At 64.9% G+C, this 22,783-nt stretch carries 21 protein-coding genes and 1 pseudogene; 7 read left to right on the top strand and 15 right to left on the bottom strand.

Translation table 11 applies throughout. The features are described from left to right. Positions 1-3 precede the first annotated feature (3 nt). From P1U48_RS07700 to P1U48_RS07710, 3 genes are all read right to left on the bottom strand, one after another. Positions 4-849: a 4-(cytidine 5'-diphospho)-2-C-methyl-D-erythritol kinase gene (locus P1U48_RS07700; RefSeq protein ID WP_301068364.1), complete on the bottom strand. Its 846-nt coding sequence runs from the start codon at positions 847-849 to the stop codon at positions 4-6. Next, on the bottom strand, positions 836-2,536 hold the full coding sequence (locus P1U48_RS07705) for a tetratricopeptide repeat protein (protein ID WP_301068365.1): 1,701 nt from the start codon (positions 2,534-2,536) through the stop codon (positions 836-838). Before P1U48_RS07705 ends, P1U48_RS07700 begins: the two co-directional genes overlap by 14 nt. Positions 2,537-2,665: 129 nt before the next feature. Next, positions 2,666-4,315: an electron transfer flavoprotein-ubiquinone oxidoreductase gene (locus tag P1U48_RS07710; RefSeq protein ID WP_301068366.1), complete on the bottom strand. Its 1,650-nt coding sequence runs from the start codon at positions 4,313-4,315 to the stop codon at positions 2,666-2,668. A gap of 370 nt (positions 4,316-4,685) precedes the next feature. On the opposite strand from P1U48_RS07710, the gene greA reads away from it, so the two are divergent. The 3 genes from greA to P1U48_RS07725 all read left to right on the top strand — a co-directional run bounded on the left by greA (position 4,686) and on the right by P1U48_RS07725 (position 6,824). Further along, positions 4,686-5,156, top strand: coding sequence for a transcription elongation factor GreA (gene greA / locus P1U48_RS07715; RefSeq protein ID WP_301068367.1), 471 nt, complete (start codon positions 4,686-4,688; stop codon positions 5,154-5,156). A 54-nt stretch (positions 5,157-5,210) separates the two neighbouring features. Then, positions 5,211-6,236 carry a hypothetical protein gene (locus P1U48_RS07720; protein WP_301068368.1) on the top strand — a complete coding sequence of 342 codons (1,026 nt, stop codon included), beginning with the start codon at positions 5,211-5,213 and terminating at the stop codon, positions 6,234-6,236. A 102-nt stretch (positions 6,237-6,338) separates the two neighbouring features. Further along, the gene (locus tag P1U48_RS07725; RefSeq protein ID WP_301068369.1) at positions 6,339-6,824 is read left to right on the top strand and encodes a lytic transglycosylase domain-containing protein; all 486 of its coding nucleotides are present in this window, start codon (positions 6,339-6,341) and stop codon (positions 6,822-6,824) included. Here P1U48_RS07725 and mobA read toward each other — a convergent pair. Next, the gene (gene mobA / locus P1U48_RS07730; protein ID WP_301068370.1) at positions 6,821-7,438 is read right to left on the bottom strand and encodes a molybdenum cofactor guanylyltransferase MobA; all 618 of its coding nucleotides are present in this window, start codon (positions 7,436-7,438) and stop codon (positions 6,821-6,823) included. The two genes, P1U48_RS07725 and mobA, sit on opposite strands and share 4 nt — an antisense overlap. 104 nt (positions 7,439-7,542) lie before the next feature. Here mobA and P1U48_RS07735 point away from each other — a divergent pair, with 104 nt between their 5' ends. Together P1U48_RS07735 and P1U48_RS07740 are read left to right on the top strand one after the other, a co-directional pair. Then, on the top strand, positions 7,543-8,280 hold the full coding sequence (locus P1U48_RS07735) for an AzlC family ABC transporter permease (RefSeq protein WP_301068371.1): 738 nt from the start codon (positions 7,543-7,545) through the stop codon (positions 8,278-8,280). Further along, a complete protein-coding gene (locus P1U48_RS07740; RefSeq protein ID WP_301068372.1) occupies positions 8,277-8,603 on the top strand; it encodes an AzlD domain-containing protein in 327 nt (108 codons plus the stop codon). The genes P1U48_RS07735 and P1U48_RS07740 overlap by 4 nt, the downstream gene beginning before the upstream one ends. Before the next feature lie 3 nt (positions 8,604-8,606). Here the strand turns inward: P1U48_RS07740 and P1U48_RS07745 are convergent, their stop codons facing one another. From P1U48_RS07745 to P1U48_RS07765, 5 genes are all read right to left on the bottom strand, one after another. Beyond that, positions 8,607-9,119, bottom strand: a complete 513-nt coding sequence (locus P1U48_RS07745) for a hypothetical protein (RefSeq protein ID WP_301068373.1) — start codon at positions 9,117-9,119, stop codon at positions 8,607-8,609. Positions 9,120-9,227: 108 nt separating this feature from the next. Further along, the gene (locus P1U48_RS07750; RefSeq protein ID WP_301068374.1) at positions 9,228-9,362 is read right to left on the bottom strand and encodes an aa3-type cytochrome c oxidase subunit IV; all 135 of its coding nucleotides are present in this window, start codon (positions 9,360-9,362) and stop codon (positions 9,228-9,230) included. Between the two features lie 101 nt (positions 9,363-9,463). Continuing rightward, complete coding sequence (locus tag P1U48_RS07755; RefSeq protein ID WP_301068375.1) at positions 9,464-9,943, bottom strand: DUF6173 family protein; 480 nt, start codon at positions 9,941-9,943, stop codon at positions 9,464-9,466. Positions 9,944-9,945: 2 nt separating this feature from the next. Further along, entirely contained in the window at positions 9,946-10,986 is a 1,041-nt protein-coding gene (locus P1U48_RS07760) for an MBL fold metallo-hydrolase (RefSeq protein WP_366142871.1), read from the bottom strand. Next, complete coding sequence (locus P1U48_RS07765; protein ID WP_301068376.1) at positions 10,983-12,698, bottom strand: acyl-CoA dehydrogenase; 1,716 nt, start codon at positions 12,696-12,698, stop codon at positions 10,983-10,985. Before P1U48_RS07765 ends, P1U48_RS07760 begins: the two co-directional genes overlap by 4 nt. 147 nt (positions 12,699-12,845) lie before the next feature. On the opposite strand from P1U48_RS07765, the gene P1U48_RS07770 reads away from it, so the two are divergent. Then, positions 12,846-13,793 (top strand): L-threonylcarbamoyladenylate synthase, encoded by a 948-nt coding sequence (locus P1U48_RS07770; protein WP_301068377.1) that lies wholly within the window; start codon positions 12,846-12,848, stop codon positions 13,791-13,793. A 19-nt stretch (positions 13,794-13,812) separates the two neighbouring features. Here P1U48_RS07770 and P1U48_RS07775 read toward each other — a convergent pair whose 3' ends face one another. Beyond that, on the bottom strand, positions 13,813-14,391 hold the full coding sequence (locus P1U48_RS07775) for a YqgE/AlgH family protein (protein WP_301068378.1): 579 nt from the start codon (positions 14,389-14,391) through the stop codon (positions 13,813-13,815). Positions 14,392-14,576: 185 nt separating this feature from the next. On the opposite strand from P1U48_RS07775, the gene P1U48_RS07780 reads away from it, so the two are divergent. Continuing rightward, complete coding sequence (locus tag P1U48_RS07780; protein ID WP_301068379.1) at positions 14,577-15,404, top strand: protein-disulfide reductase DsbD domain-containing protein; 828 nt, start codon at positions 14,577-14,579, stop codon at positions 15,402-15,404. Here P1U48_RS07780 and P1U48_RS07785 read toward each other — a convergent pair. The 5 genes and pseudogenes from P1U48_RS07785 to serB all read right to left on the bottom strand — a co-directional run bounded on the left by P1U48_RS07785 (position 15,401) and on the right by serB (position 22,762). Beyond that, complete coding sequence (locus P1U48_RS07785; RefSeq protein WP_301068380.1) at positions 15,401-18,808, bottom strand: efflux RND transporter permease subunit; 3,408 nt, start codon at positions 18,806-18,808, stop codon at positions 15,401-15,403. The two genes, P1U48_RS07780 and P1U48_RS07785, sit on opposite strands and share 4 nt — an antisense overlap. A gap of 3 nt (positions 18,809-18,811) precedes the next feature. Next, positions 18,812-20,272: an HlyD family efflux transporter periplasmic adaptor subunit gene (locus P1U48_RS07790; protein WP_301068381.1), complete on the bottom strand. Its 1,461-nt coding sequence runs from the start codon at positions 20,270-20,272 to the stop codon at positions 18,812-18,814. Between the two features lie 134 nt (positions 20,273-20,406). Continuing rightward, positions 20,407-20,949, bottom strand: coding sequence for a molybdenum cofactor biosynthesis protein B (gene moaB / locus P1U48_RS07795; protein WP_301068462.1), 543 nt, complete (start codon positions 20,947-20,949; stop codon positions 20,407-20,409). 262 nt (positions 20,950-21,211) lie between these two features. Next, positions 21,212-21,862: pseudogene (locus tag P1U48_RS07800) on the bottom strand (IS3 family transposase); the annotation flags it as partial. A gap of 24 nt (positions 21,863-21,886) precedes the next feature. Beyond that, on the bottom strand, positions 21,887-22,762 hold the full coding sequence (gene serB / locus P1U48_RS07805) for a phosphoserine phosphatase SerB (protein WP_301068382.1): 876 nt from the start codon (positions 22,760-22,762) through the stop codon (positions 21,887-21,889). Between the last annotated feature and the right edge of the window lie 21 nt (positions 22,763-22,783).

Here is a 22,783-nt window from a genome sequence, read left to right on the forward strand (position 1 = left end):
GCTTCAGGTCAATGTGGCGGGTTGCACCCACCAGCCCGGCTCGGCGGCGCTGAGTCTGCCTGCCGCCCGCGCCGCTGCCGCCGCATCGCTGAACAATCCGAAACAGGTGGCCCCGGATCCCGACATCCGCGCCAGATCACAGCCCGGCTGCGCCGCCAGCGCCGCCAGCACCGCGCCGATTTCCGGTGCCAGCGCCCGCGCCGCTGGTTCCAGATCGTTGCGCGCGCGGCGCAGATAGGCGATCAGCGTCGGTGCATCGGGCGCGGCTGGCAAGGTCGGCAGGCCGGGATTTTCCGCCGTTGTCAGCGCACGAAACACCGTCGCCGTGGGCAGCGCCACCCCCGGGTTGACCAGCAGCGCCGCCAGCGGTGGCCAGTCATGAACCGGATCGATCCTGTCGCCGATCCCGCGCATCCTCAGGGCCTGGCCATGCAGACAGGCCGGTATATCGGCACCCAGCGTCGCGATACCCGCCGGAATCGCCCGCCCGGTCAGCGCCGCCAGCGCCCGCAGCACCGCCGCCGCGTCAGAGGAACCTCCGCCGATCCCGGCCTCGGCAGGCAGGTGTTTGTCGAGGCAGATCGCAGCATCGGCGCCAAAGAACGCCGCCGCCTTGAGGCAGAGGTTGCGCCCGTCCAGCGGCACGCCTGCCGCCCGTGGCCCGGTGACCTGCAGATGGGAGGTTTCCGACAGCTGCACAGTCAGGCCATCACCAATATCAGCAAACAGCACCAGGGAATCGATCAGGTGATAGCCGTCATTCCGCCGCCCGGTGACATGCAGCGCCAGATTGACCTTGGCCGGGGCAAACACCGTCGACGCGGCGCCCTCGCGATCAGCGATCGTCACCGGCCACGGTCAGGGGTTCGGCCCCTTCTTCGGCCAGCACCGCATGCAGCCCGACCTTGATCTTGCGGCGAATCCGGGCGGCCTCCGGTTCTTCGGGGCCGAACGACAGGGCGCGCTGCCACTGGAACTGCGCCTCCATCTCGCGGCCCACCGCCCAATAGACATCACCCAGATGGTCATTGACCACTGGATCGACCGGCATCAGCTCGGTCGCATGTTCCATATGCCCGACCGCCTCTTCGTAGCGACCAAGCCGGTAGAGCACCCAGCCCAGGCTGTCGATGATATAGCCGCTGTCCGGCTGCGCGGCGGCGGCGCGTTCGATCATCGACAGCGCCTCGTCCAGCTTTTCATTGGCCTCAACCAGCGAATAGCCGAGATAATTCAGCACCTGCGGCTGATCCGGGCGCAATTCCAATGCGGCGCGGAAATCGGCCTCGGCATCGGCGCGCTCGCCCAGCCGCTCATAGCAGATGCCGCGCGCGTAATGTGCGAACCAGCGGCCATTGTCGTCAACCGCATAGAGCTCAAGCGCCGCCTCATAGGCGCGAATCGCTGCTTCATATTGCGCGCCGGTGCGCAGGATATCGCCCATGGTCGCATGCACGATCGCCAGATCGCCATGGGTGGTGGCCAATTGTGCCAGCACCTCAAGCGCCGCGTCATCGCGCCCCGCTGCGCGGAGCGCCGCCGCGCGGCCCAATTCAGCCGCATGGAAGGCCGGATTATCGCGCGGCACCCGGCGATAGGTCTCGACCGCCAGTTCCGGGCGGTGCAGATCCTCCAACAATTCGGCCGACATCAGCAGCGCGTCGATGTGATCGCGGCGCAGGTATTCGGCGACCCGGGAATAAAGCAGCGTGTAATCATACCCCGCCTCACCGCGCAAAGCGACGGCAACCGAATAGAACACCTCGGCCACCCCGTCGGCCGCACTCCGTGCATGGCTGAACGGCAACACCTCACCGGCCTCAAGCGCCTGCTTCATCGCCGCCAGCGCCGGGTCCAGATCGCCGCCAAACAGCGCCGCCATTAATTTCAGCGCCTCGCCCGGTTGGCCGAGTTGGCTCAGCACCTCGATCCGGGCCATGGCACCGCGCCGGGTCATCTGCAGCGAACCGCCGTCCTGCCCGGCATAAATCGCTTCTGCGGCCTCGTAATCGCCCACCATCGCCAGGGCCAGCGCCCGGTGATAATGTGCGAAACTGGCCAACCCGCGCTGTTCGGCCACGGCATCGAAACCTGCCAGGGCGCCGGTCATGTCGCCCAGACCGACCCGTGCCCAGGCGCTCAGCAATCCGTCGATCAGCGGTCCGATGCCCTTGTCCGCCGCCACCCGGTCCAGCACCCCCTGCCAGCGACCGGCGGCCACGTCATCGGCGATCAGCACCATGCTGGCGACCTGGCTGCGAATGGCGGCGTCATCCATCCGCCGGGCGATCGACACCGCCCGCTCCAATTCACCCAGGGACAGCTGCGACAGCGCCGCGCCTTCCAGCATCTGCGCATTCTCGGGATCACTGCCCAGCGCCCGGATATAGTAATGCACCGCCGCGCGGTAATCGCTGGCCAGACGCGCCTGCCGCGCCGCCAGGTAGTCGCCGGAGGTGCCCTGTGCCAGGGTCGGCACGCCAATGGCCGCGATGAGAGCGGCGGCAACGACCGCACGAAACTGCTTGGATGACATGCCCGGACCCCGTTTTGTTGGTTCCGGCAATGGTATCGGCCCCGCAGGGTCAAATCAATAACGCCGGACAGGCCAAAACCCATCCGGCGTCACGATACAGAGATGATCCGCCGAATCCGGCGGCATTGTTCACATATTCGGGTAGTTCGGCCCGTCGCCGCCCTGCGGCGTGGTCCAAGTGATGTTCTGCGCCGGGTCCTTGATGTCGCAGGTCTTGCAATGCACGCAGTTCTGAAAGTTGATCACGAACCGTGCATCCTTGCCCTCTTCCTCGACAAATTCATAAACCCCGGCCGGGCAATAGCGCGACGACGGCCCGCCATATTGCGCCAGATCGACTTTGACCGGCACATCCGGGTCGGTCAGCCGCAGGTGCGCGGGCTGGCTTTCCTCGTGATTGGTCATGCTGAAGGACACATTGGTCAACCGGTCAAAGCTGAGCTTGCCATCCGGCTTGGGGTAATCAATCGGCTTGTGCTTGCTGGCCAATTCGGTGGCCTGGGCGTCGGTCTTGCCATGTTTCAACGTGCCGAACAGGGAAAACTTGAAAATGGTCTGGAACCACATGTCGAACCCGCCGGCCAGCAAACCGCCCAGCGGCCCCAGCTTGCCATTCAGCGGGGCCACATTGCGCACGGTTTTCAGGTCCTTGCCGATCGGCCCGGCCTTGAGCGAGGCGTTATAGGCCTCAAGCGTGTCACCCGAGCGGCCAGCAGCAATCGCCGCATGCGCGGCCTCCGCGGCCTCGATCCCCGAATGCATGGCGTTGTGGTTGCCCTTGATCCGCGGCAGGTTCACCAGCCCGGCGGAACAGCCCAGCAAGGCGCCGCCCGGAAACGCCGCCTGCGGGATCGACTGATAGCCACCCTTGGTCACCGCGCGGGCGCCATAGGCCACCCGTTTGCCACCCTCAAGCAGCTTGGCGATCTTCGGATGATGCTTGAAGCGCTGGAATTCCATATAGGGGAACAGATAGGGGTTCTTATAGCTGAGATCGACGATATAGCCGACATAGACCTGATTGTTATCAAGGTGATAGACGAATGATCCGCCGCCGTTCTTGAACCCGAGCGGCCAGCCCATCGTATGGGTCACCTCGCCCTCGTTGTGCTTGGCCGGATCGACCTCCCAGATTTCTTTCATCCCGAGGCCGAATTTCGGCACATCGCAGCCGTCGTCGAGCCCGAATTTGGCAATCACCTCTTTCGACAGCGAGCCGCGCACGCCCTCGGAGAGGAACACGTATTTGCCATGCAGCTCCATCCCCGGCTCGGTGTTCTCGCCATAGGACCCATCCGGCTCCAGGCCAAAGACACCGGCGACCACGCCCTTCAGCCGGTCACCGTCATAGACCAGTTCCGAACAGGCCATGCCGGGGAAAATCTCGACCCCCAGCTCCTCGGCCTGTTCGGCCATCCAACGACAGACATTGCCCATCGAGACGATGTAATTGCCATGGTTGCTCATCAGCGGCGGCATGATGAAATTCGGCAGTCGGATTTGCCCGGCCTCGCCGAGGACATAGAAATTGTCCTCTTTCACCGGCACGTTCAGCGGCGCGCCCTTTTCTTTCCAGTCGGGCATCAGCCGGGTCAGCCCGCTGGGGTCGAGCACCGCGCCCGACAGGATATGCGCCCCGACCTCAGAGCCTTTTTCCAAAACAACGACGCTGAGCTCGGCATCAAGCTGCTTCAGGCGGATCGCGGCGGACAGGCCGGCCGGTCCGGCCCCGACGATGACCACATCGTATTCCATGGCTTCGCGCTGGATCTCGGACATTCTGGCTTTCCTTCCTTGGGTGGAAAATCGGTAATTATGTTGCGCAGGGAATTAGACGCTACCTGCCAAGCGGTCAATCGCCAGCATAAAGCATTCATCGCCCAAGGCACGCATTTTTGGCCGATCACACCGGTATCGCATATTCTCAGCGCAGACTTGACAACCCGCGCCGCCGCACCCGCTTCATCTTGCCGGAAATATTCCGGGGGGCCGCGCAGGGCGCGGCGGGGGCAGCGCCCCCTCGCCCGGAACCGGGGGCCCGAACGGTTTTCCTTGCAATCATCCGCGGCTTTGGGTCAGGTATCGCGACGGAAATATCCGGAACGGGGGCCTTACGGCCCCCTAAGTTATTGCCCGAAGGGGGAATCCAATGGAAAAACTACCGATGACCCGTGCCGGGTATGTCAAGCTGGAGACCGAGCTGAAGCAGCTGAAGTCAGTCGAACGTCCGGCGATCATCAATGCCATCTCCGAGGCCCGCGAACACGGCGACCTGTCCGAAAACGCCGAATATCATTCCGCCCGCGAGAAACACAGTTTCATCGAGGGCCGGATCAAGGAGCTGGAAAGCGTGATTGGCCTGGCCGAGGTGATCGACCCGGCCACCCTGCGCGGCGCGATCAAGTTCGGTGCCACCGTCACCCTGGTCGACGAAGACACCGACGAGGAAAAGACCTGGCAGATCGTCGGCGAACATGAGGCCAATATCGAAGCCAAAATGCTGAACATCAAATCCCCCCTGGCCCGGGCCCTTATCGGCAAGGAAGAAGGCGATTCCGTCGAAGTTCGCGCCCCCGGTGGCGACCGAAGCTACGAAATCCTGAAAATCGTCTATAACTGAGCAGGGTCTTTGGCGAATCCACCGCCAGGGTCGCGCCACCAAACAGATGAGCGCATGAGCGAACAACAGCAGTCACAGCCCACGCCGCTGGGCATCTACGACCGGCCTCAACGCAACCGCCTGTCGGCGGTCGAAATCATCGCCTTTGCCCTGTCGGTGCTCTGGCTGATCGGCGCGGCGGTGTTCTTTGTGGTGCTGGTCGATCCAGAAAGCCCGGACGGCCCCCCGGCCGGGCTGCAGGTCGACAATCTGCGCTTCGTGATGACCCTGCTGGCGGTGTTCATGCCGGTGGCGATGATCTGGGTGGCCGCCACCGCCGCCCGCTCAGCCCGGGTGATGCGCGAGGAAAGCGCCCGCTTGCAGGCCGCGATCGACGCCATTCGGCACTCCTATGTGGCGCAGGTGCAGCGGCAAAGCGTCGGCACCGAATCAGGGGTGGCCAAGAAGCTCGACGAAATCGCCGCTGCGGCGCGCAAGACTGAAACCGCGCTGGCGACCTTTTCCTCGTCGCGCGACCGGTCCCGTCCGATGCCGCAGCCGCGACCGAGCGAGCCGGTCGAGGATCAGGCGCCGCTGCCACTGGGCACCCCGGCCGAGGAACTGGCCCCGGCGCTGGAACGGTCGGATTTCATCCGCGCCCTGCATTTCCCCGAAACCAGCGAGGACGAGGCCGGTTTCGCCGCCCTGCGTCGCGCCCTCAAGGACCGTCAGGCCTCGCAATTGATCCGCGCCAGCCAGGATGTGCTGACCCTGCTCAGCCAGGACGGCATCTATATGGACGATCTGCGCCCGGACATGGCGCGCCCCGAGGTCTGGCGGCAATTCGCCGAAGGCGCGCGCGGCAAATCGGTGGCGTCTCTCGGTGGCATTCGCGACCGGTCTTCGCTGGCGCTGACCGCCGGACGGATGCGCCAGGATCCGATCTTTCGCGACGCCACCCATCACTTCCTGCGCCTGTTCGACCGGATGTTTCAGGAATTCGAACCCACCGCTGATGATTCCGAAATCTCGGATCTGGCCGACACCCGCACCGCCCGCGCCTTCATGCTGCTCGGCCGCGTTGCCGGGATTTTCGACTGAGGCAGCGCCAACCGGCGGACCGGCGCTGATGCCGGCTGCGACGGCTTGGCGGCGGCGGCCACACCGGGCTAGACTCCGGACGCGCCAGCAGAAGGTCCCGCCATGCCGCATCTCACCCGCCGAAACTTGCTGATCTGCGCCGCCGCGCTGCCGCTGGCCGCCTGTTCTGGCCGCCGTGCCAGGCGTGAAGAGCGGCGCAGCGGGACCACCTCACATCCCGCGCTTTATCCGAATGAAACCCCGCAATTGCGGGCGCTGATCGTGAAATATGCCGCCCTTTACGAGGTTCCCGTCGATCTGGTGCAGCGGGTGATCCTGCGCGAAAGCAGCCACCGCCCAGCCGCACGCAACGGCCCCTATTACGGGCTGATGCAGATCCTGCCACAGACCGCCCGCACCATGGGATTTCGCGGTCAGCCCAACGATCTGCTGGATGCCGAGACCAATCTGAAATACGCGGTGAAATACCTGCGTGGCGCCTGGATGCTGTCGGATGGCAGCTATGACCGGGCGGTGATGTGGTATGCCAAGGGGTATTATTACGAGGCCAAGCGGCGCGGCATGCGGAAAGAAACCGGCCTGATCTAGCGGCCGGTCAGCAACGCCTCAGCCCGCGCCAGATCCTCGGGCCGGTTGATGTTGAAAAACGCCACCTCACCATCGGCAAAAAACGCCTGTCGCGCGCCCATCTCTGCCGCCCAGCCACCCAGCCGCCGCACCCCCTGTCGCAAAGCCGCGCGCAGGTCCTCGCGCCGCGCCACCGGCCACAGCCCGCAGGCCGGGTGCAGCCGGGTGCCACCAGCATCCGGGCCGCTGGCCACCACCAGTGGCATCTGCATCCCCTCAGCCGCCAGCAACAGGCGCGGCACCAGATCGGGCGGCAGAAACGGCGTGTCGACCGCGACACTGACCAGGGTGAAGGCGCCCTGCGCCGCCGCCCAGTCGAGCCCGGCAAGGATCCCCGCCAGCGGCCCCTGCCCGCCCGCATCAGAACCAGCATCGGCCAGGACCGGCAGCCGGTAATCAGCAAACCGCGCCGCATCGCCATTGGCGCTGATCGCCAGCCCCGCGAGCTGCGGCGCAAAGCGGTCGCGCACCCGGGTCAGCAACGCGGTGCCACCAAGCGGGACAAACGCCTTGTCCACGCCACCCAGGCGATGCCCGCCGCCACCAGCCAGGATCAGGCCCAGCGGGGCTCTCATCCGCATAACCATGCGACACGATAACAGGAAATTCGGCGCTGCAATTGCATCCCCTTCAGGGCGGCGATAGAGGTATCGGATCCGAACCTTAAGGCGCCTGCCGGATGACAACCACCGTGAAATCCACCTATTGGCAGGGCGTCCGTGACGGCGCCCCCTTCTTTCTGGTGGTGTCGCCCTTTGCGCTGCTGTTCGGCGTCGTTGCCACCGAGGCCGGGCTGAACGTGTTCGAGGCGCTGGTCTTTTCCGTCGCCGTCATCGCCGGTGCCGCGCAACTCACCGCGCTGCAATTGCTGCAAACCGACGCCCCGGTGATGATCGCGCTGATATCCGCCCTGGCGGTGAACCTGCGGATGGCGATGTATTCGGCCTCGCTCACCCCTTACCTGGGCGCGGCGCCGTTCTGGAAACGCGGACTGGTGGCCTATTTCACCGTCGATCAGAGCTTTGCCTGTTCGATGATCGCCTTTGAAAAGAACCCGGGCTGGAGCCTGTCGCAGCGGCTGGCCTATTTCTTTGGCGTTGTGACGCCGATCTGCCCGTTCTGGTATGTCTTTACCGTCGTCGGGGCCCTGATCGGTGAGGCGATCCCGCCCGCCTTGGGGCTGGATTTCGCGATGCCGATCACCTTTATCGCGATGATCGCGCCGATGCTGCGGTCGCTGCCGCATCTGGCCGCCTGCCTGGTCGCGGTGACCCTGGCGCTGCTGCTGGTCTGGTTGCCGCTGAACCTGGGGCTGTTGCTGGCCGGAATCGGCGGGATGATGGCCGGCGCGGCGACCGAGGTCTGGCGCGACCGACACATGACCGCCCCGCTGGGCCACACAGGGGCCGAGTTGTGATTGCGCGTTTCGACCTTTGGCTGGTGATCATCCTGCTGGCACTGGGCAGTTTCGGCCTGCGCTTTGCCTTTCTCGGGATCATCGGCAATCGCAAGATGCCGGACTGGCTGCTGCGTCACCTGCGTTATACCGCCGTGGCGGTGCTGCCGGCGCTGGTGGCGCCGCTGGTCGCCTGGCCCGCAGTCACGGGCGGCACGCCCGATCCGGCGCGGCTGATCGCGACCTTTGCCACCCTGGCCATCGGCATGTTGACCCGCAATGTATTTGCCGGGATCGCCACCGGGGTGGCGGTTCTGTTCACCGCGATGGCGCTGCTGGGCTAGGGATCAGCCGCTGGGCGGGGTGAATTCCTCGTAATAGGTGCGGCCTGCAACCCCGGTCACCTCGGCAAAGCTTTGCCGCAGCAGTTTCGGAAGCGTGGTCTGGCGCAGGGCCTCAAAGCCCGGAACCTGACGCAACACGCTGGCGGTGCTGGCGGCACATTGGGCCTGCGGCACCGCACCGTTGCTGGTGACCAGACGCAGCGCGGTTTCCGCCACCTCTGGCGTCACCTCAACCCGCTGAGCGACCACATGGTGGGTCTCACGGGCATGCATCGATTCATAGGCCTTTTCGAAACTCGGGGTGATGCCATAGATCACATCGCCAACCCGCGGCGCCGATTCGTGATGAAAGGAACCGGCAGGATCGAAAAGCACTCTCTGGCTGGCATTCACCATCAAGGAGGTGTGCACGCCGGAGCCGGTTTCGTTGCTGACAATGGTGTAAAGCGTCAGCGCCGGAGGCCCGGGATGGTGATACGCGGCGCGCGCAGCTTCCTCCGGTGTGGCGGACCACATTCGCTCACCTTCACCGGCGCAGGCTGCCAAAGCCAAAACGGCCATGACAGCCAGAAATCCATGCATAATGTTTATTCCAATGACGCTGAAAGCACCGCCAGCGTCCGTTTAAGAGTTGAAAACAGCGAGAAAGATCAGAACAAAGATCGAGATCCCGACAACCCATATCGCCGCCTTGATAAAGCCGGCAAAGGTCTGTTCCTGATCGGTGATATCCATTTCGCCGTGTTTGTGTTCGGCCATGTTCCGCGTCCCCTTGCGAATTCGTGTTATCCCGGTGCTAGCCGATTTCTGCGGCGCTGTCACGATACCTAAGCGCGCAAAATGGCCGCAATCGGCAGTGACTATTCGGGATTTTCGTTTAGCGTCTGCCCCTGACGTTCCAGATCGGCGGCCAGACGGAAACCGATCCGCTGCGGCGCCATCGAATTCACCTGTTTCGGCAGCGCGCGCAGCATCACATTCAACTGGCTGACATGCTGCACCAGCTGCACCCGCGCCTCATCTGCATCGGTGCCGTAAAAGGTAACGATATCGGGATCAAAGAATCCCATCCCTTCGATGCGCATCACCCCGGCATCCGAACCGGCGAATCCGATCGCCACTTCATGTTCGGAATCAAGCAGTTGTTCAAAGTTCTGGATATAGATGATCAGCCGTTCATAGGCCCATTCCGCCGGGCTTTTCGCCTCGACCGGTTTGGTGGCGTTCAGCTGGCAGGGCTGGTCGCTACTGGCGGCCTCGTCGGCATGCACATCATGACGACGCGGGATTGCGTCCGCCTCAGTCGCCTCGGCGGCGGTGCTGATCGTGTCGCAGTTCATAGCTACACCGCCCGCCAAGAGATCACCCCGTCGGCGTCGAGTTCACGCGTTGCCCGACCCAAGAAATACAGGTGGTTGAGATGCGCCATCGTCTCGATCATCGCCAGATGATAGACATCCGGTCCGATCTTGCGCTTGAACAGCGGCGAGAAGCAATCCACCGCCACCCGCGGCGTCTCGATATGCGCCTGCAACCGGTTTAGCGCGGTGTGATGGTTGCTGATCAGCTGGTTCAGCCGGGTCGGCAGGCCGATATAGGGCAGCTTGTGCCCCGGCATCACATAATGATCCTCATGGGCATAGGTGGCCAGCCGTTCGCAGGCCTCCAGCCAGTCTCCCAGCGGATCGGCCATCGGTTCGGCCGGCTGCACCCCGACATTGGGCGAGATCGACGGCAACAGCTGATCGCCGCCCAGCACCAGATTGTCGTCGCGCGACCACAGGGTCACATGCTCGGGCGCATGACCGCCCCCCAACCGCACATCCCAGTCGCGACCACCGGCGCGAAACACCTCGCCCTCTTGCAGGCGGCGAAATCCCGGCGGGATCGCATGCACGATATCGGCAAAGTTGAACGGCCGGGTGCCGCGGCGTTCCTCGATCATCTCGCTCGGCATACCGGTCGAGCGCCAGTAATCCACCGTCGTTTGGTTGGCCTCGACTTCGACATCCAGAACCAGCATCCGCGACAGCAGGTAAGAGGTGCGCGAGGTCCAATGTTCCGCCCCGCGTTCCATGAACCAGCCCAGCATGCCGACATGATCGGGATGGTGGTGGGTGATCAGCACCCGCGTCACCGGCTTGCCCTTCAGCGGGCCGGTCAGCAGCCCTTCCCATTGCGCCACCGCGCCGGGGCGATAGGGGCCGCAATCGACCAGGGTCCAGCCGTCGCCATCGTCCAGCGCATAGACATTGACGTGGTTCAGAACCGTCGGCATCGGGATGCGCAGCCACAGCACGCCCTCGGCGACTTCAATCGCCTCGTTCATCTCAGGTGGCGTTTCCAGCGGGTATCGTATCGAAGCGGCGGCGCCGTCCATCATTGGCTCATTTCCTCCGGCGTCAGCGCGTAGAGGTCTTTGGCGCCCGCCATGGCCTGGGTCAGCAGGCCGATATGTTCCGGCAGCAGCCGGGCAATATAGAACCGTGCCAATTTACGGCGCGGACCCTCATCGGCTTCTTCCATAGCCGCTTTCAAATGGAAATGACCACCCAGAACCCGCGCGAATGCCATTAAATAAGGCACCGCGCCCGCAAATCGCGCATTCATGTCATCGGTTGCCACCATCCATTCGGTGGCCTCGCGCAGTGATTCCGCCGCCTGCCAGACCGGGCCGCCCAGTTCGGCAAAATCCTTGCGGGCGAATTCGGCCAGCAACTGGATTTCCTCCAGCAGCTCATAGGCCGCCTCACCGCCGTCCATCATCTTGCGGGCCACCAGATCCATCGCCTGGATGCCGTTGGTGCCCTCATAAATCGTCGTCACCCGCACATCGCGGCTGTATTGCGCAGCACCGGTTTCCTCGATGAAACCCATCCCGCCATGCACCTGCACCCCCAACTCGGCCACCCGCACCCCGATTTCGGTGCCAAAGGCCTTGGCAATCGGGGTCAGCAGTGCGGCACGGGCAATCCATTCGCCGCTGCCGGTCGCCTTTTGCATGTCCAGCGCCACCGCATTGGCCATCGCAATCGCCCGCGCGGCGAACAGATCGGCCTTCATCGTCAGCAGCATCCGGCGGACATCGGCATGATCGACAATCGCGCCGCTGCCTTGCACCGGGGTCTTGCCCTGTTTGCGCTCCAGCGCATAGGCCAGCGCATGCTGATAGGCGCCGTCAGCGACGCCGACCCCCTGCACCCCGACCGCCAGCCGGGCGTTGTTCATCATCGTGAACATCGCCGCCATGCCCTTATTTTCCTCACCGATCAGCCAACCGGTGGCGCCCTCATAGCTCATCACGCAGGTCGGGCTGCCGTGCAGGCCCATCTTGTGCTCCAGGCTGACCACCCTGAGGCTGTTGGACGCGCCAAGGCTACCATCCTCATTCGGGATCATCTTGGGCACCATGAACAGGCTGATCCCGCGGGTGCCCGGTGCCGCATCCGGCAGTCGCGCCAGAACCGCGTGGCAGACATTTTCGGCAACGTCATGATCGCCCCAGGAGATAAAGATCTTCTGCCCGGTGATCGCATAGGTCCCGTCGCCATTCGGCACCGCCTTTGAGGCCAGCGCCCCGACATCCGAACCGGCCTGCGGTTCGGTCAGGTTCATCGTGCCGGTCCATTCGCCGGAAATCAGTTTGGGCAGATAAAGCGCCTTCATCCAGTCCGGGGCATGCGCCTCAAGCGCCTCGATCTGGCCCTGGGTCAGCAGCGGGTTCAGCCCCAATGCCAGACAGGAGGCCGAGGTCATGTCGTTGAACGCGGTGGTCAGCGTATGCGGCAGGCCCATGCCGCCAAATTCCTCCGGCGCCGAAATCCCCATCCAGCCGCCATCGACAATCGCCTGGTAGCCGCCGGCAAAACCCTTGGAGCAGCGCACCACCCCGTTTTCCAGCCGCGCCGGGTCCAGATCGCCATTGCGGTTCAGCGGCGCGAACACCTCTTCGCACATCCGCCCGGCCTCGGTCAGGATCGCCTCGACGGTATCGGGGGTGGCTTCGGCAAAGCGTTCGGTGTCGGACACCTGTGAAAAACCCACCACATGGTCAAGGATAAAGCGGAATTCGGAAACTGGGGCGCGATAGGGCATCGGGGGAAACCTCCGTGAAAAAGCAGTGACTTGGCGCAGAGGCTTGGCATTGCCTTTCGGCAGCCTTATGCACTTGGCTCGGTCCTAAACTATCGAACCCAGCGGGGCCAGCAAGACCAACGCCGCGTCAAAAGACCAGAGGCCAAGATGCCGCAAACCCGCCTGTTGAGCGCCGATGCCCCCGACATCGCTGCCGCCGCCGCACTGCTGGCGGCGGGCGGGCGCGTCGCGTTTCCCACCGAAACCGTCTATGGGCTGGGGGCCGATGCGCGCAATGATCGCGCCGTGGCCGGGATCTTCGCGGCCAAGCAACGGCCCAGTTTCAACCCGCTGATCGTGCATGTCGCCGATGCGGCGGCGGTGCGCGATCTGGTGGAAATGTCGCCCGAGGCCGCTGCGCTGGCCGCCGCCTTCTGGCCCGGGCCGCTGACCCTGGTGCTGCCGCTGCGCCAAGGATCCGGCATTGCGCCGCTGGTCACTGCCGGGCTGACAACGCTCGGGGTGCGGGTGCCCGATCACCCCATCGCCCAGGCCTTGCTGCGCGCCTATGCCGGGCCGGTGGCGGCGCCCTCGGCCAACCTGTCCGGGCGGATCAGCCCGACCGAGGCGACGCATGTGCGCGACGGGCTTGGCGGGCGAATCGAGGCAATTGTCGATGGCGGCAGCTGCGGTGTCGGGGTGGAATCGACCATCGTCGGGTTTGATGCCGATGGCACGGCGCGGCTGTTGCGGCCCGGCGGCATCCCGATCGAAGCGATCGAGGCCGCGCTTGGCACCGCCCTGCTGACGGCCAAAGGCGCCGGCATCACCGCCCCCGGCCAGATGGAATCGCATTATGCGCCGCGCGGACAACTGCGGCTGAACGCGACCGAGGCCAGACCAGGCGAGACCCTGCTGGGCTTTGGCCCCGTGACCGGCGATCTGACCCTCTCGGCCAGCGGTGATCTGCATGAGGCGGCAGCGGCGCTGTTTCGCCAGCTCCACGCCCTGGATGCCAGCGGCGCCGCCCGCATTGCCGTCGCGCCGATTCCAGAGCACGGGCTGGGGCGGGCGATCAACGACCGGCTGCGCCGCGCCGCTGCGCCGCGCCCCTGAACGGCGGACCGAAACAGGTTCAGGCGCGCCCCGGTGTCGCCGACAACAGCGCCGGTGACACCCCGAGGCTGTTCAGCGCCGCTTCCCAGATTGCCGCCGGCTTGGTGTCAAACACCAGCGCCAGCGAGGCATCGCAGGTCAGCCAGGCGTTTTCCGACAATTCCCGCTCCAACTGGCCACCGCCCCAACCGCAATAGCCCAAGGTCACCAGCCTCCGGCGCGGCCCGCGCCCGGCGGCGATATCCTGCATGATATCCATGGTTGCGGTCATCGCGATCTCGGGAATCGGGTTCATTGTCGACAGCGCCGAGGCATAATCCGACGAATGCAGCACAAAACCGCGTTCCTCATCGACCGGGCCACCGACCATCACCGCGATGTCGCGGGTGTCGGCCTTGTCCTCGATCGACAATTGATCGAACAGATCGGCCAGGGTGACACCCTTGGTCGGCCGGTTCAGCATCAGCCCCATGGCGCCGTCATCAGAATGGGCGCAGAGGAACACCACCGCATTGGTGAACCGGGGATCGGCCATCCCCGGCATCGCGATCAGCAGTTTGCCGGTAAATTCGCCTGTTAAATCGGTGGGATCACCCATAATTGTGCCCCGTGTTCTATGAAATGTGCTCTGACCCGACCATGACCTCCGCCCGCGCCACATGCAAGCCAGCAGACCGGATTGAGCGCCACCAGCTGTGGTCTGCGGATCACGTCAGCGCGAGGCTCTGCAACGTCGCCGGATTGTGAGTTGGCAAGCCCGCCCCGGCTGCGCCATGCAGGGCTATGTCACGCAAAACCCGCCTCAAGACGCTGCTCAGCGCGCTGCCCTTTGCCCTTGGCCTGGCGCTGGCGCCGGGCACGGCGACCGCCAACCCCTATGCCGACAATCTGACCGCCCGGGTTCTGCCCGGCTGGCGCGGCGCCGACGGGCGCCATGTGGCGGGGCTGGAACTGCGCCTGGCCAAAGGCTGGAAGACCTATTGGCGCAGCCCTGGTGAGTCCGGGGTGCCGCCGCTGTTTTCCTGGGCCGGATCCGGCAATCTCGCCAATCTTCAGGTGATCTGGCCCCGGCCCGAGGTGTTTGACCAGAACGGCCTGCGCTCGATCGGCTATGCCGACCGGATCGTGCTGCCGCTGATCATCACCCCTGCCACGGCCGGGGCGCCGGTGGAACTGAACGGCGCGATCAGCCTGGGCATTTGCGACGAGGTCTGCGTGCCCCTCGATCTGCATCTCACCGGCACCCTGCCAGCCAGCGGCGGACAGCGCGACCCGGCGATCGCCGCAGCCCTGGCCGCCCGGCCCTATTCCCCCCGCGAGGCCAAGGTCCGCGCCGTCGATTGCACCATTGCGCCGGCGCGCAACGGCATGGCGCTGTCGGTCAATATCGCGATGCCCAGCACCGGTGGCAATGAGGTGATCGTGGTCGAAACCAGCGACCCGCAGATCTGGGCCTCGGATTCCCGGAGCCACCGCAGCGGCGGCCAGATCAGCGCCCAGACCGAACTGTTCCACAGCTCGGGCGGCGCCTTTGCGCTCGACCGCTCGGCCCTGACGATCACCGTGCTCGGCGGCCAATATGCGGTCGAGATCAGCGGCTGCGGAAACTAGGCCCGCTGCGACCGTCGGCGTTGCAACACATAGGTCACCGCCGAGGCGGCATAGACCGGCAGGATCGCCAGCCCGATCCCGGCAATGAACAGCCCCAGCGCCACCGGCAGCGGTGCCCGGCCCTGCAGTATTGGCAGCGACGCCAGCCAGTCGGGCAGCGCCCCGGTCCAGAGTGTCACCCCCATCGTCGCGCCGAGCCAAGCCAGCACCGCCGCCACCGCCAGCCAGGCCATGCCACGCAGCCCGCGCGCGCGCCTGGGCGCCCTGAGCGCCCGGCGCAACGCGGTGATCTGCCGGGCGATATCGGTCTGAATCGCCAGCAGCGCCGGCACCACCAGCAGCACCAGCACCATGCCAAAGCCAAGGCCGTAACACAGGGTGATCACCGTCGGTTTCAGGAATTGCGCCTGGCTTGAGCGTTCATAGAGCAGCGGCGCCAGCCCCAGCACCGTCGTCGCGGTGGTCAGGAACACCGGGCGCAGCCGGTCGGCGGTGCCGTCGATGATCGACGGGATCAGCCCGCGATCCTCGGAATATTCGTCGATCGTGGTCACCAACACGATGGAATCGTTGATGATGATTCCCGACATGCCGAGCAGCCCGACCACGGTGAACATCGACAGCGGAACCTCCCAAATGGCATGACCATAGATCGTGCCGACCAGGCCAAAGGGAATAATCGCCATCACCACGATGGGCCGGGACCAGGACGAGAACACCCAGGCCAGCACCAGATAGATCCCCAGCAGCACCAGAATCAGCCCGCTCAGCGCATCGTCGAGGAATTCGTTCTCCTGTTCGGACAGGCCTGCGGTGCGCCAATCGACCTGAAACGCGCTGGCAATGGCCGGCAGGATTTCATCCTGCAGCGCCTTTTGAATCTCGGTCGCCTTGGCCGGATCGTCTTCGGAGATGTCGCCGGTGACACTGATCAGCCGCAGCCCGTTTTCACGACGCACGGTGGAAAACCCATTGCGGCGTTCGACCCGCACGATGTCGGCCAGCGGCACATAATCGCCCGAGGGCATCCGCATCTGGGTGCGCTCCAGGAAATCCGCCGTCAGCTCGTCCGCTGGCAGCTCCACCCGGATCTCGGCCGAGCGTGGTCCCTCGGGGTAGGTCGCCGCCTCGATCCCGTTCAGCCGGTTGCGCAGCACCCGGCCCAGCGCGTCGATGGTAAAGCCCAGCGCCCGGCCCTGCGGGGTCAGCTCAAGGATCAGCTCTTCCTTGTCATAGGCGAGGTTGTCCTCGACCGCCGACACCTCGGGATAGCGCAGCACCGCAACCTTCAGCGCCTCTGCCGCCGCCTTCAGCCCTTCGGCATTGGCGCCGTAGAATTGCACGTCCAGCGCATCGCCACCGGGACCGGAGCGAAAGCCGCGAAACGAAATTTCCTCGACCAGCGGATGACGGCGCACCGCATCCTGCAGATCCGCCACGAAGGCATAAGAGGAATAGTCCCGCAGATCGGGGTCGATCAGTTCAATCGCGATTGATCCCAGCTGATCGGCGTCCTTGGTTTCGGCGCTGGCCAAGGCCCTGCCGGTGTTGCCGCCGATTTCGGCGATCACATAATCCAGCGGGCTGCTGCCATATTGGGCCTGGTATTTCTTGGCCACCTCATCGGTGGCGCGCTGCATTTCGCGCATCATTTCCAGGGTGTCGGCGCGGGTCGCCCCCGGAGCCATGGAAAAGTTGCCCGACACCGACGGTTGTTCGGGCGAGTTGAAGAACCGCCATTGCACATCGCCGCGCGCGAACAGCGCCACCTGCGAGGCAAACACCAGCAGCACCCCGGCCAGGACCGGATAGCGGAACCAGACCACCCCCGCCATCAGCGGGCGAAAGATCGTCCGGCGGAACCAGACAAAGCCCCGGTTCACCACCCGCGACGGCAGATCATACCAATGGCTTTGCTTGGTATGCGCCAGCGCATGCGACATGTGATGCGGCAGGATCAGGAAACATTCGATCAGCGAGGCCAGCAGCACCACGATCACCGTGAACGGGATATCATTGATCATCTCGCCAAAGCGTCCGCCAATCGCGGTCAGCCCGAAAAACGCGATCACCGTGGTCAGGGTGGCGCTGAACACCGGCAGCGCCATCCGGCGGGCGGCGTTTTCGGCCGCCACCACCGGGCTTTCGCCCAGCTTGCGATAACGCGCGTCGGCATGTTCGCCGACCACGATGGCATCATCGACGACGATCCCCAGGGTGATGATCAACGCGAACAGGGAAATCATGTTCAGCGTCAGGCCAAAGAAATACATGAAGGCCACCGCCGCCAGCATCGACGCCGGAATCCCCGCCGCCACCCAGATCGCGGTGCGCGCATTGAGGAACATGAACAGCAGAGCCACCACCAGCAGCAGTCCCAGCACGCCGTTGTCCAGCAGGATATCCAGGCGCCCGGTGATCGCCTCGGCCCTTGTGCGGATCAGGTCGATCGAGGTGCCGGCGGGCAGGGTCGCCTCAAGCTCGCGAGCGACCTCTTCGACCATCCGCTGGATCTCGATGGCGTCGCCCTGATCGGACCGGTCAACACGGATCGAAATCGCCGGGTTCTCGCCGACGAAATAGGTGCGATCACGGTCGATCCCCTCGACCCGGATCCTGGCGACATCGCCGATGGTCAGTTCGGTCCCGTCGGGTTTGGTTCTCAGGGTGATCGCGGCAATCTGGTCGGCGCTGCGTTTCTCGACCCCGGTGCGCACCCTGGCATTGGCGCCGGTGACATCGCCAGCCGGGTCGGTGTCGACCTCTTCGGCAATCGCAGCGGCGATCTGCGCCATGGTCACATCATGGGCGACGAGGTTGAACGAGGGCACCTCGACAACCGTCTGACTCGGCGACACCCCGCGGATCGTGGTGCGGGTGACGCCCCGGGCAAATAACCGGGTGACGAATTCATCGGCAAAGCGGCCCAGCTGTTCGGTGCCGACCGGGCCGGTGATCACCACATCGGTCACCCGATCACGCCAGCCGCCACGGGTGATTTCCGGCTCTTCGGCCTCGGAGGGCAGGGTCGTGACCGCATCGACCGCCGTCCCGACATCGTCCGAGGCGCGGCCCATGTCCCAGCCCGGTTCGAATTCCAGGGTGATCACCGCCGAGCCTTCGCGTGAGCGCGAGGTTGAGCTTTCGACGCCTTCGACCGCCAGCAGCGCCGGTTCCAACGCCTGCACGATGGCCGCGTCAATGTCTTCGGCGCCGGCCCCGTCCCAGACGACGCTCACCCGGATCGTGTCAGAGACGATATCGGGCAGGAACTGCGACCGCATCCGTGGCCCCGCCGTCAGGCCCAGCACCAGCAAAATCACCAGCAGCAGATTGGCGGCGGTGGCATGGCGGGTGAAATAGGACAACACCCCGCCCGCCGCTTTCTGCATCGGCTGGGTCATCGCCTAGCCCCCCATCCGGGATTCGAGCCGCTCGATCAATTGCGCAGGCACCTCGGGCAGCGCCAATTGCGCCAGAATGCGGGTCTTGACCTCATCCGGCAGTCGGGTCGAGGCCTCGATAAAGCTGCGGATCTTTTCGCGCCGCTCATCGCTCAACTCGACCATCGCCGGGGCGGCGGGCGCTGCCGTGGCCGCCTCGGGGCGGATCGGACGGACCTTGATGCCCGCGCCCAGCAGCGGCGAGCGTTCGCGCACCACATCGCGCCCGGCCAGTCCCCGCCCGCGCACCAGCACATCGTCGCCCTGGCGTCGCTCGAGCTGCACCTCAAGCACTTCAAGCCGGTCGTCCTGGCTGACCACCAGCACCGTTCCAGCCGAATCCACCGCGGTGGCCGGCAGGCGCACCACCCGCTCCAACGGCGGTTCCTCGGTGGCGACAGTGACGAAATCGCCGGGCTTCAGCCCGCGCGCCTCATCGAGCCGGGCAATCACCTGGCGCCCGACCTGCCCCTCACCGACCGCCGCGCTGGCGCGGCTGATCCGGCCGGTCGCGGTCAGGCCGATCCCCTGCACATCCAGGGTGACCGTCACCGGTGCGGCGCGCAGGGCGCCGTCATCATCCAGCAGCCGGGCATATTGCGCCGTCGACACCCGGAACGTGGTTTCCAGCGCCTCGGCATCGATCAACTGCGCCAGCCGCTCATTGGCCGAAACCAGCCCGCCCTCGACGGCGGCGGTCTCGCTCAGCGTGCCAGAGAATTCAGCGGTAATCGTGGTGTCGTCCAAAGCGCGCTGCGCCTCGTCCCGGGCCAGTCGGGCACGGTCGAGCGCTGTCGCCGCCTGATCGACGCGGGCCTCGGCATTTGCCAATGCCGACCGCGCAGAGAGCACCGCCTGACGGGCCGCCGAGGCCGCCAGTTCCGCCGCCTCGACGGCGGCCTCGGTGCCGACGCCACGATCCCGCAGCCCGACTTGCCGTTGCTGGGCACGGTCGCGCAGATCGGCCTGATCCTTGGCCGCAACCAGGGTGTCGCGGGCGATTTCCAGCCCGCGCACAGCGTCACGCTGCGCCGCTTCGGCATCCTGCAGATTGGTCACTGCCCGGGTCAGCGCGGATTGGGCATTGACCGGGTCGATCCGGACCAGGACCGCGCCCGCCTCGACCAGCCCGCCGTTCTGAAAATTGTCATGCAGCTCAATCACCTGCCCGGCACTCGACGACCGGATGTCCAATGTCCGCCGGCTCTGCACCGTGCCAAAGGCGGTCAGAATCGGGGTGATGGTTTCCGGCTGCGCTGCCACCACATTGACGGTGAACACCCGTTCCCGCGCCGGTGGCACCTTGGGGTCCTGCGCCAGCCGGTCACTCACCGCCTGAAACACCAGACTGCCCGCATAGAGCAGCAGGCCCAGAGTGAGAGACATAAGAAACAGCCCGGTCAGGCTGTGCCGCAAAAACCGCATAGGCATCTTCCCCAGAGCCGACCCAATGGCCCGACAGAACCTTTTAGCGTCGCTCAATGGCCGTAGCCAAGCCACATCAGCGTGACGTTGGCAACAGATTCCACTTGTTCACTCAGGTGATACGGGCGGCGCGGCTATTTCCGTCGCAGATGTTCATCCAGACGCGGCATGATCTCGACAAAGTTGCAGGGCCGGTGCCGATAATCGAACTGTGCCGCCAGGATTTCATCCCAGGCGTCCTTGCAGGCGCCCGGGCTGCCCGGCAGGGCGAACAGATAGGTGCCCCCGGCGACACCGCCAGTGGCCCGCGATTGCACCGCGCTGGTGCCGATCTTTTGCATCGAAACGATGGTGAACACCGTGGCAAAGGCCTCGATCTCTTTTTCATAGACATCGCGATGCGCCTCGACCGTCACGTCGCGCCCGGTCAGCCCGGTGCCGCCGGTGGTCAGGATCGCGTCAATCGCCGGATCGGCGATCCAGGCGCGCAGCCTGGCTGCGATGGCGTCTCGTTCGTCCGGCAGGATATCGCGCGCGGCCAGCACATGGCCCGCGCCCTCGATCCGCCCGACCAGGGTGTCGCCCGACCGATCCTCCGCCAGGGTCCGGCTGTCCGAAACGGTCAGCACCGCGATCCGCACCGGAATGAAATCTTTACTGGTCTCGTCCGGCATGATGCCCCCTTTGGCTTTGCCCATATCCTAGCGCCGCCCCGGATCGGCGTCTTGCGACAAATCGGGCCTGACAGGGTGCCGAAACAGCCCCTTATCAGGAAGGCTGTCCCCGCATCAGGGCTGTTTTGCCTGATCGCGATGCCCTTTGGCGGCTCGACATGTGCCCCGTGGGCCGTCTCTCCGCGTCATGCGGCACGCAAAACCGGGGTGGTCCCATCTTTTCGGACAGGTTCGCAGCGTTTCCAAGGTGTATCGGGTTTAGGTTTCATGCTGCTTTTTGCTCTTCCAAGCCGGTCCGGTATGCTTGGTCCGGCGGGCACCGATCAAGCGCGGAATGGGGCCGCTTGGTATTGTAGTATGTCATCCAGCTCTTGATGACACGCCGGGCCTGGAAGCCATCATTGATTTCTTCGAGGTAGATCGCCGCTTGTTTCAGGCTTCGCCAGAGACGCTCAATGAAGATGTTGTCCAGATAACGTCCGCGCCGGTCCATCGAGATGCGCACCCCGGCCTCGGTCAATGTCGTGATCCATGCCGATCCGGTGAACTGGCCGCCTTGATCCGTATTCATGATATCGGGCGGGCCGTGTTTGGCGATGGCCTCGTTCAACGCATCGACACAGAAGTCGGCATGCATCGTGTTCGAGAGCCGCCAAGTCAGAACCTTGCGCGTGGCCCAATCCATGCTGGCGACCAGATACAGGAACCCGTTCCGAACTGGAACGAAGGTGATGTCGGCGCACCAGACTTGGTCCGGGCGGTCAATCACCAGCTTCCTCAGCAGATACGGACAGACCGGATGCTGCGGATGCGGCCGACTCGCTCCGGGGCGTTTGCAAATCGCCTCCAGACCCATTCTGGCCATCAGGCGACGCACGCGATGGCGTCCTACGACAGTGCCCTCCTGGCGCAGATAGCAAGCGTTAATTAGGGAGGCGCCTCAGGCGGCGAAATCGGCGCGGCCATAGCCCTGTAGATACACCAGCGCGGTCAGGTCGCCATGATTGATCCGGATATCGCATTCCGCCGCGACCATCGGCTTGGCATGCAGGGCCACCCCGGCGCCCGCCAGTTTCAGCATCCCGAGGTCATTGGCCCCGTCGCCCACCGCAATCACCTCATCCGGGCTGAGGCCCAGCCGGGCGGTGATCTCGGTCAGCGCCTGCACCTTGGCGTCGCGACCCAGGATCGGGCGGGCGACCTCGCCGGTCAGCAGATCCGCAGCGCTCAGCAAGGTGTTGGCGCGATTTTCATCAAACCCCAGAACTGCGGCGACCCGCGACGTGAAGGCGGTGAAGCCGCCCGAGACCAGCGCCGCGTAACCGCCCTGCGCCTTCATTGTCGCCAGCAGCACAGGGCCACCGGGCATCAGGCTGATCCGTGTGTCCAGCACCTGATCGATGAGGCTGACCGGCAGGCCCTTCAGCAATGCCACCCGTTCGATCAGCGCGCCCTCGAAATCCAGCTCGCCATTCATCGCCCGCGCTGTGATCTCCTTGACCCGGGCCCCGACACCCGCCACTTCGGCCAGTTCGTCGATGCATTCCTGTTCGATCATGGTGCTGTCCATATCGGCCAGCAGCATCTTCTTGCGCCGCCCGTCGGCGCGCTGCACCACCAGATCGACGCCTTGCGCCTGCAGGTCGCCCCAGACCTCCCAGAGGTTGACAGGCATCCGCGGCAGCGCGAATTCCGCCGCCTCATCCGGCGCCAACCAGACCGCGTCACCGCCGCTCCAGGCGTTGCGCAGCGCTGCAACCAGAGCCGGATCGAGGGCGGGAACCTTGGGTGAGGTGAGCAGGGTTGCGACGAACATGGGACCTCCGGGCGATGCCTG

The sequence above is a fragment of the Pseudooceanicola sp. genome, assembly GCF_029213205.1.
Lineage (GTDB): Bacteria > Pseudomonadota > Alphaproteobacteria > Rhodobacterales > Rhodobacteraceae > Pseudooceanicola.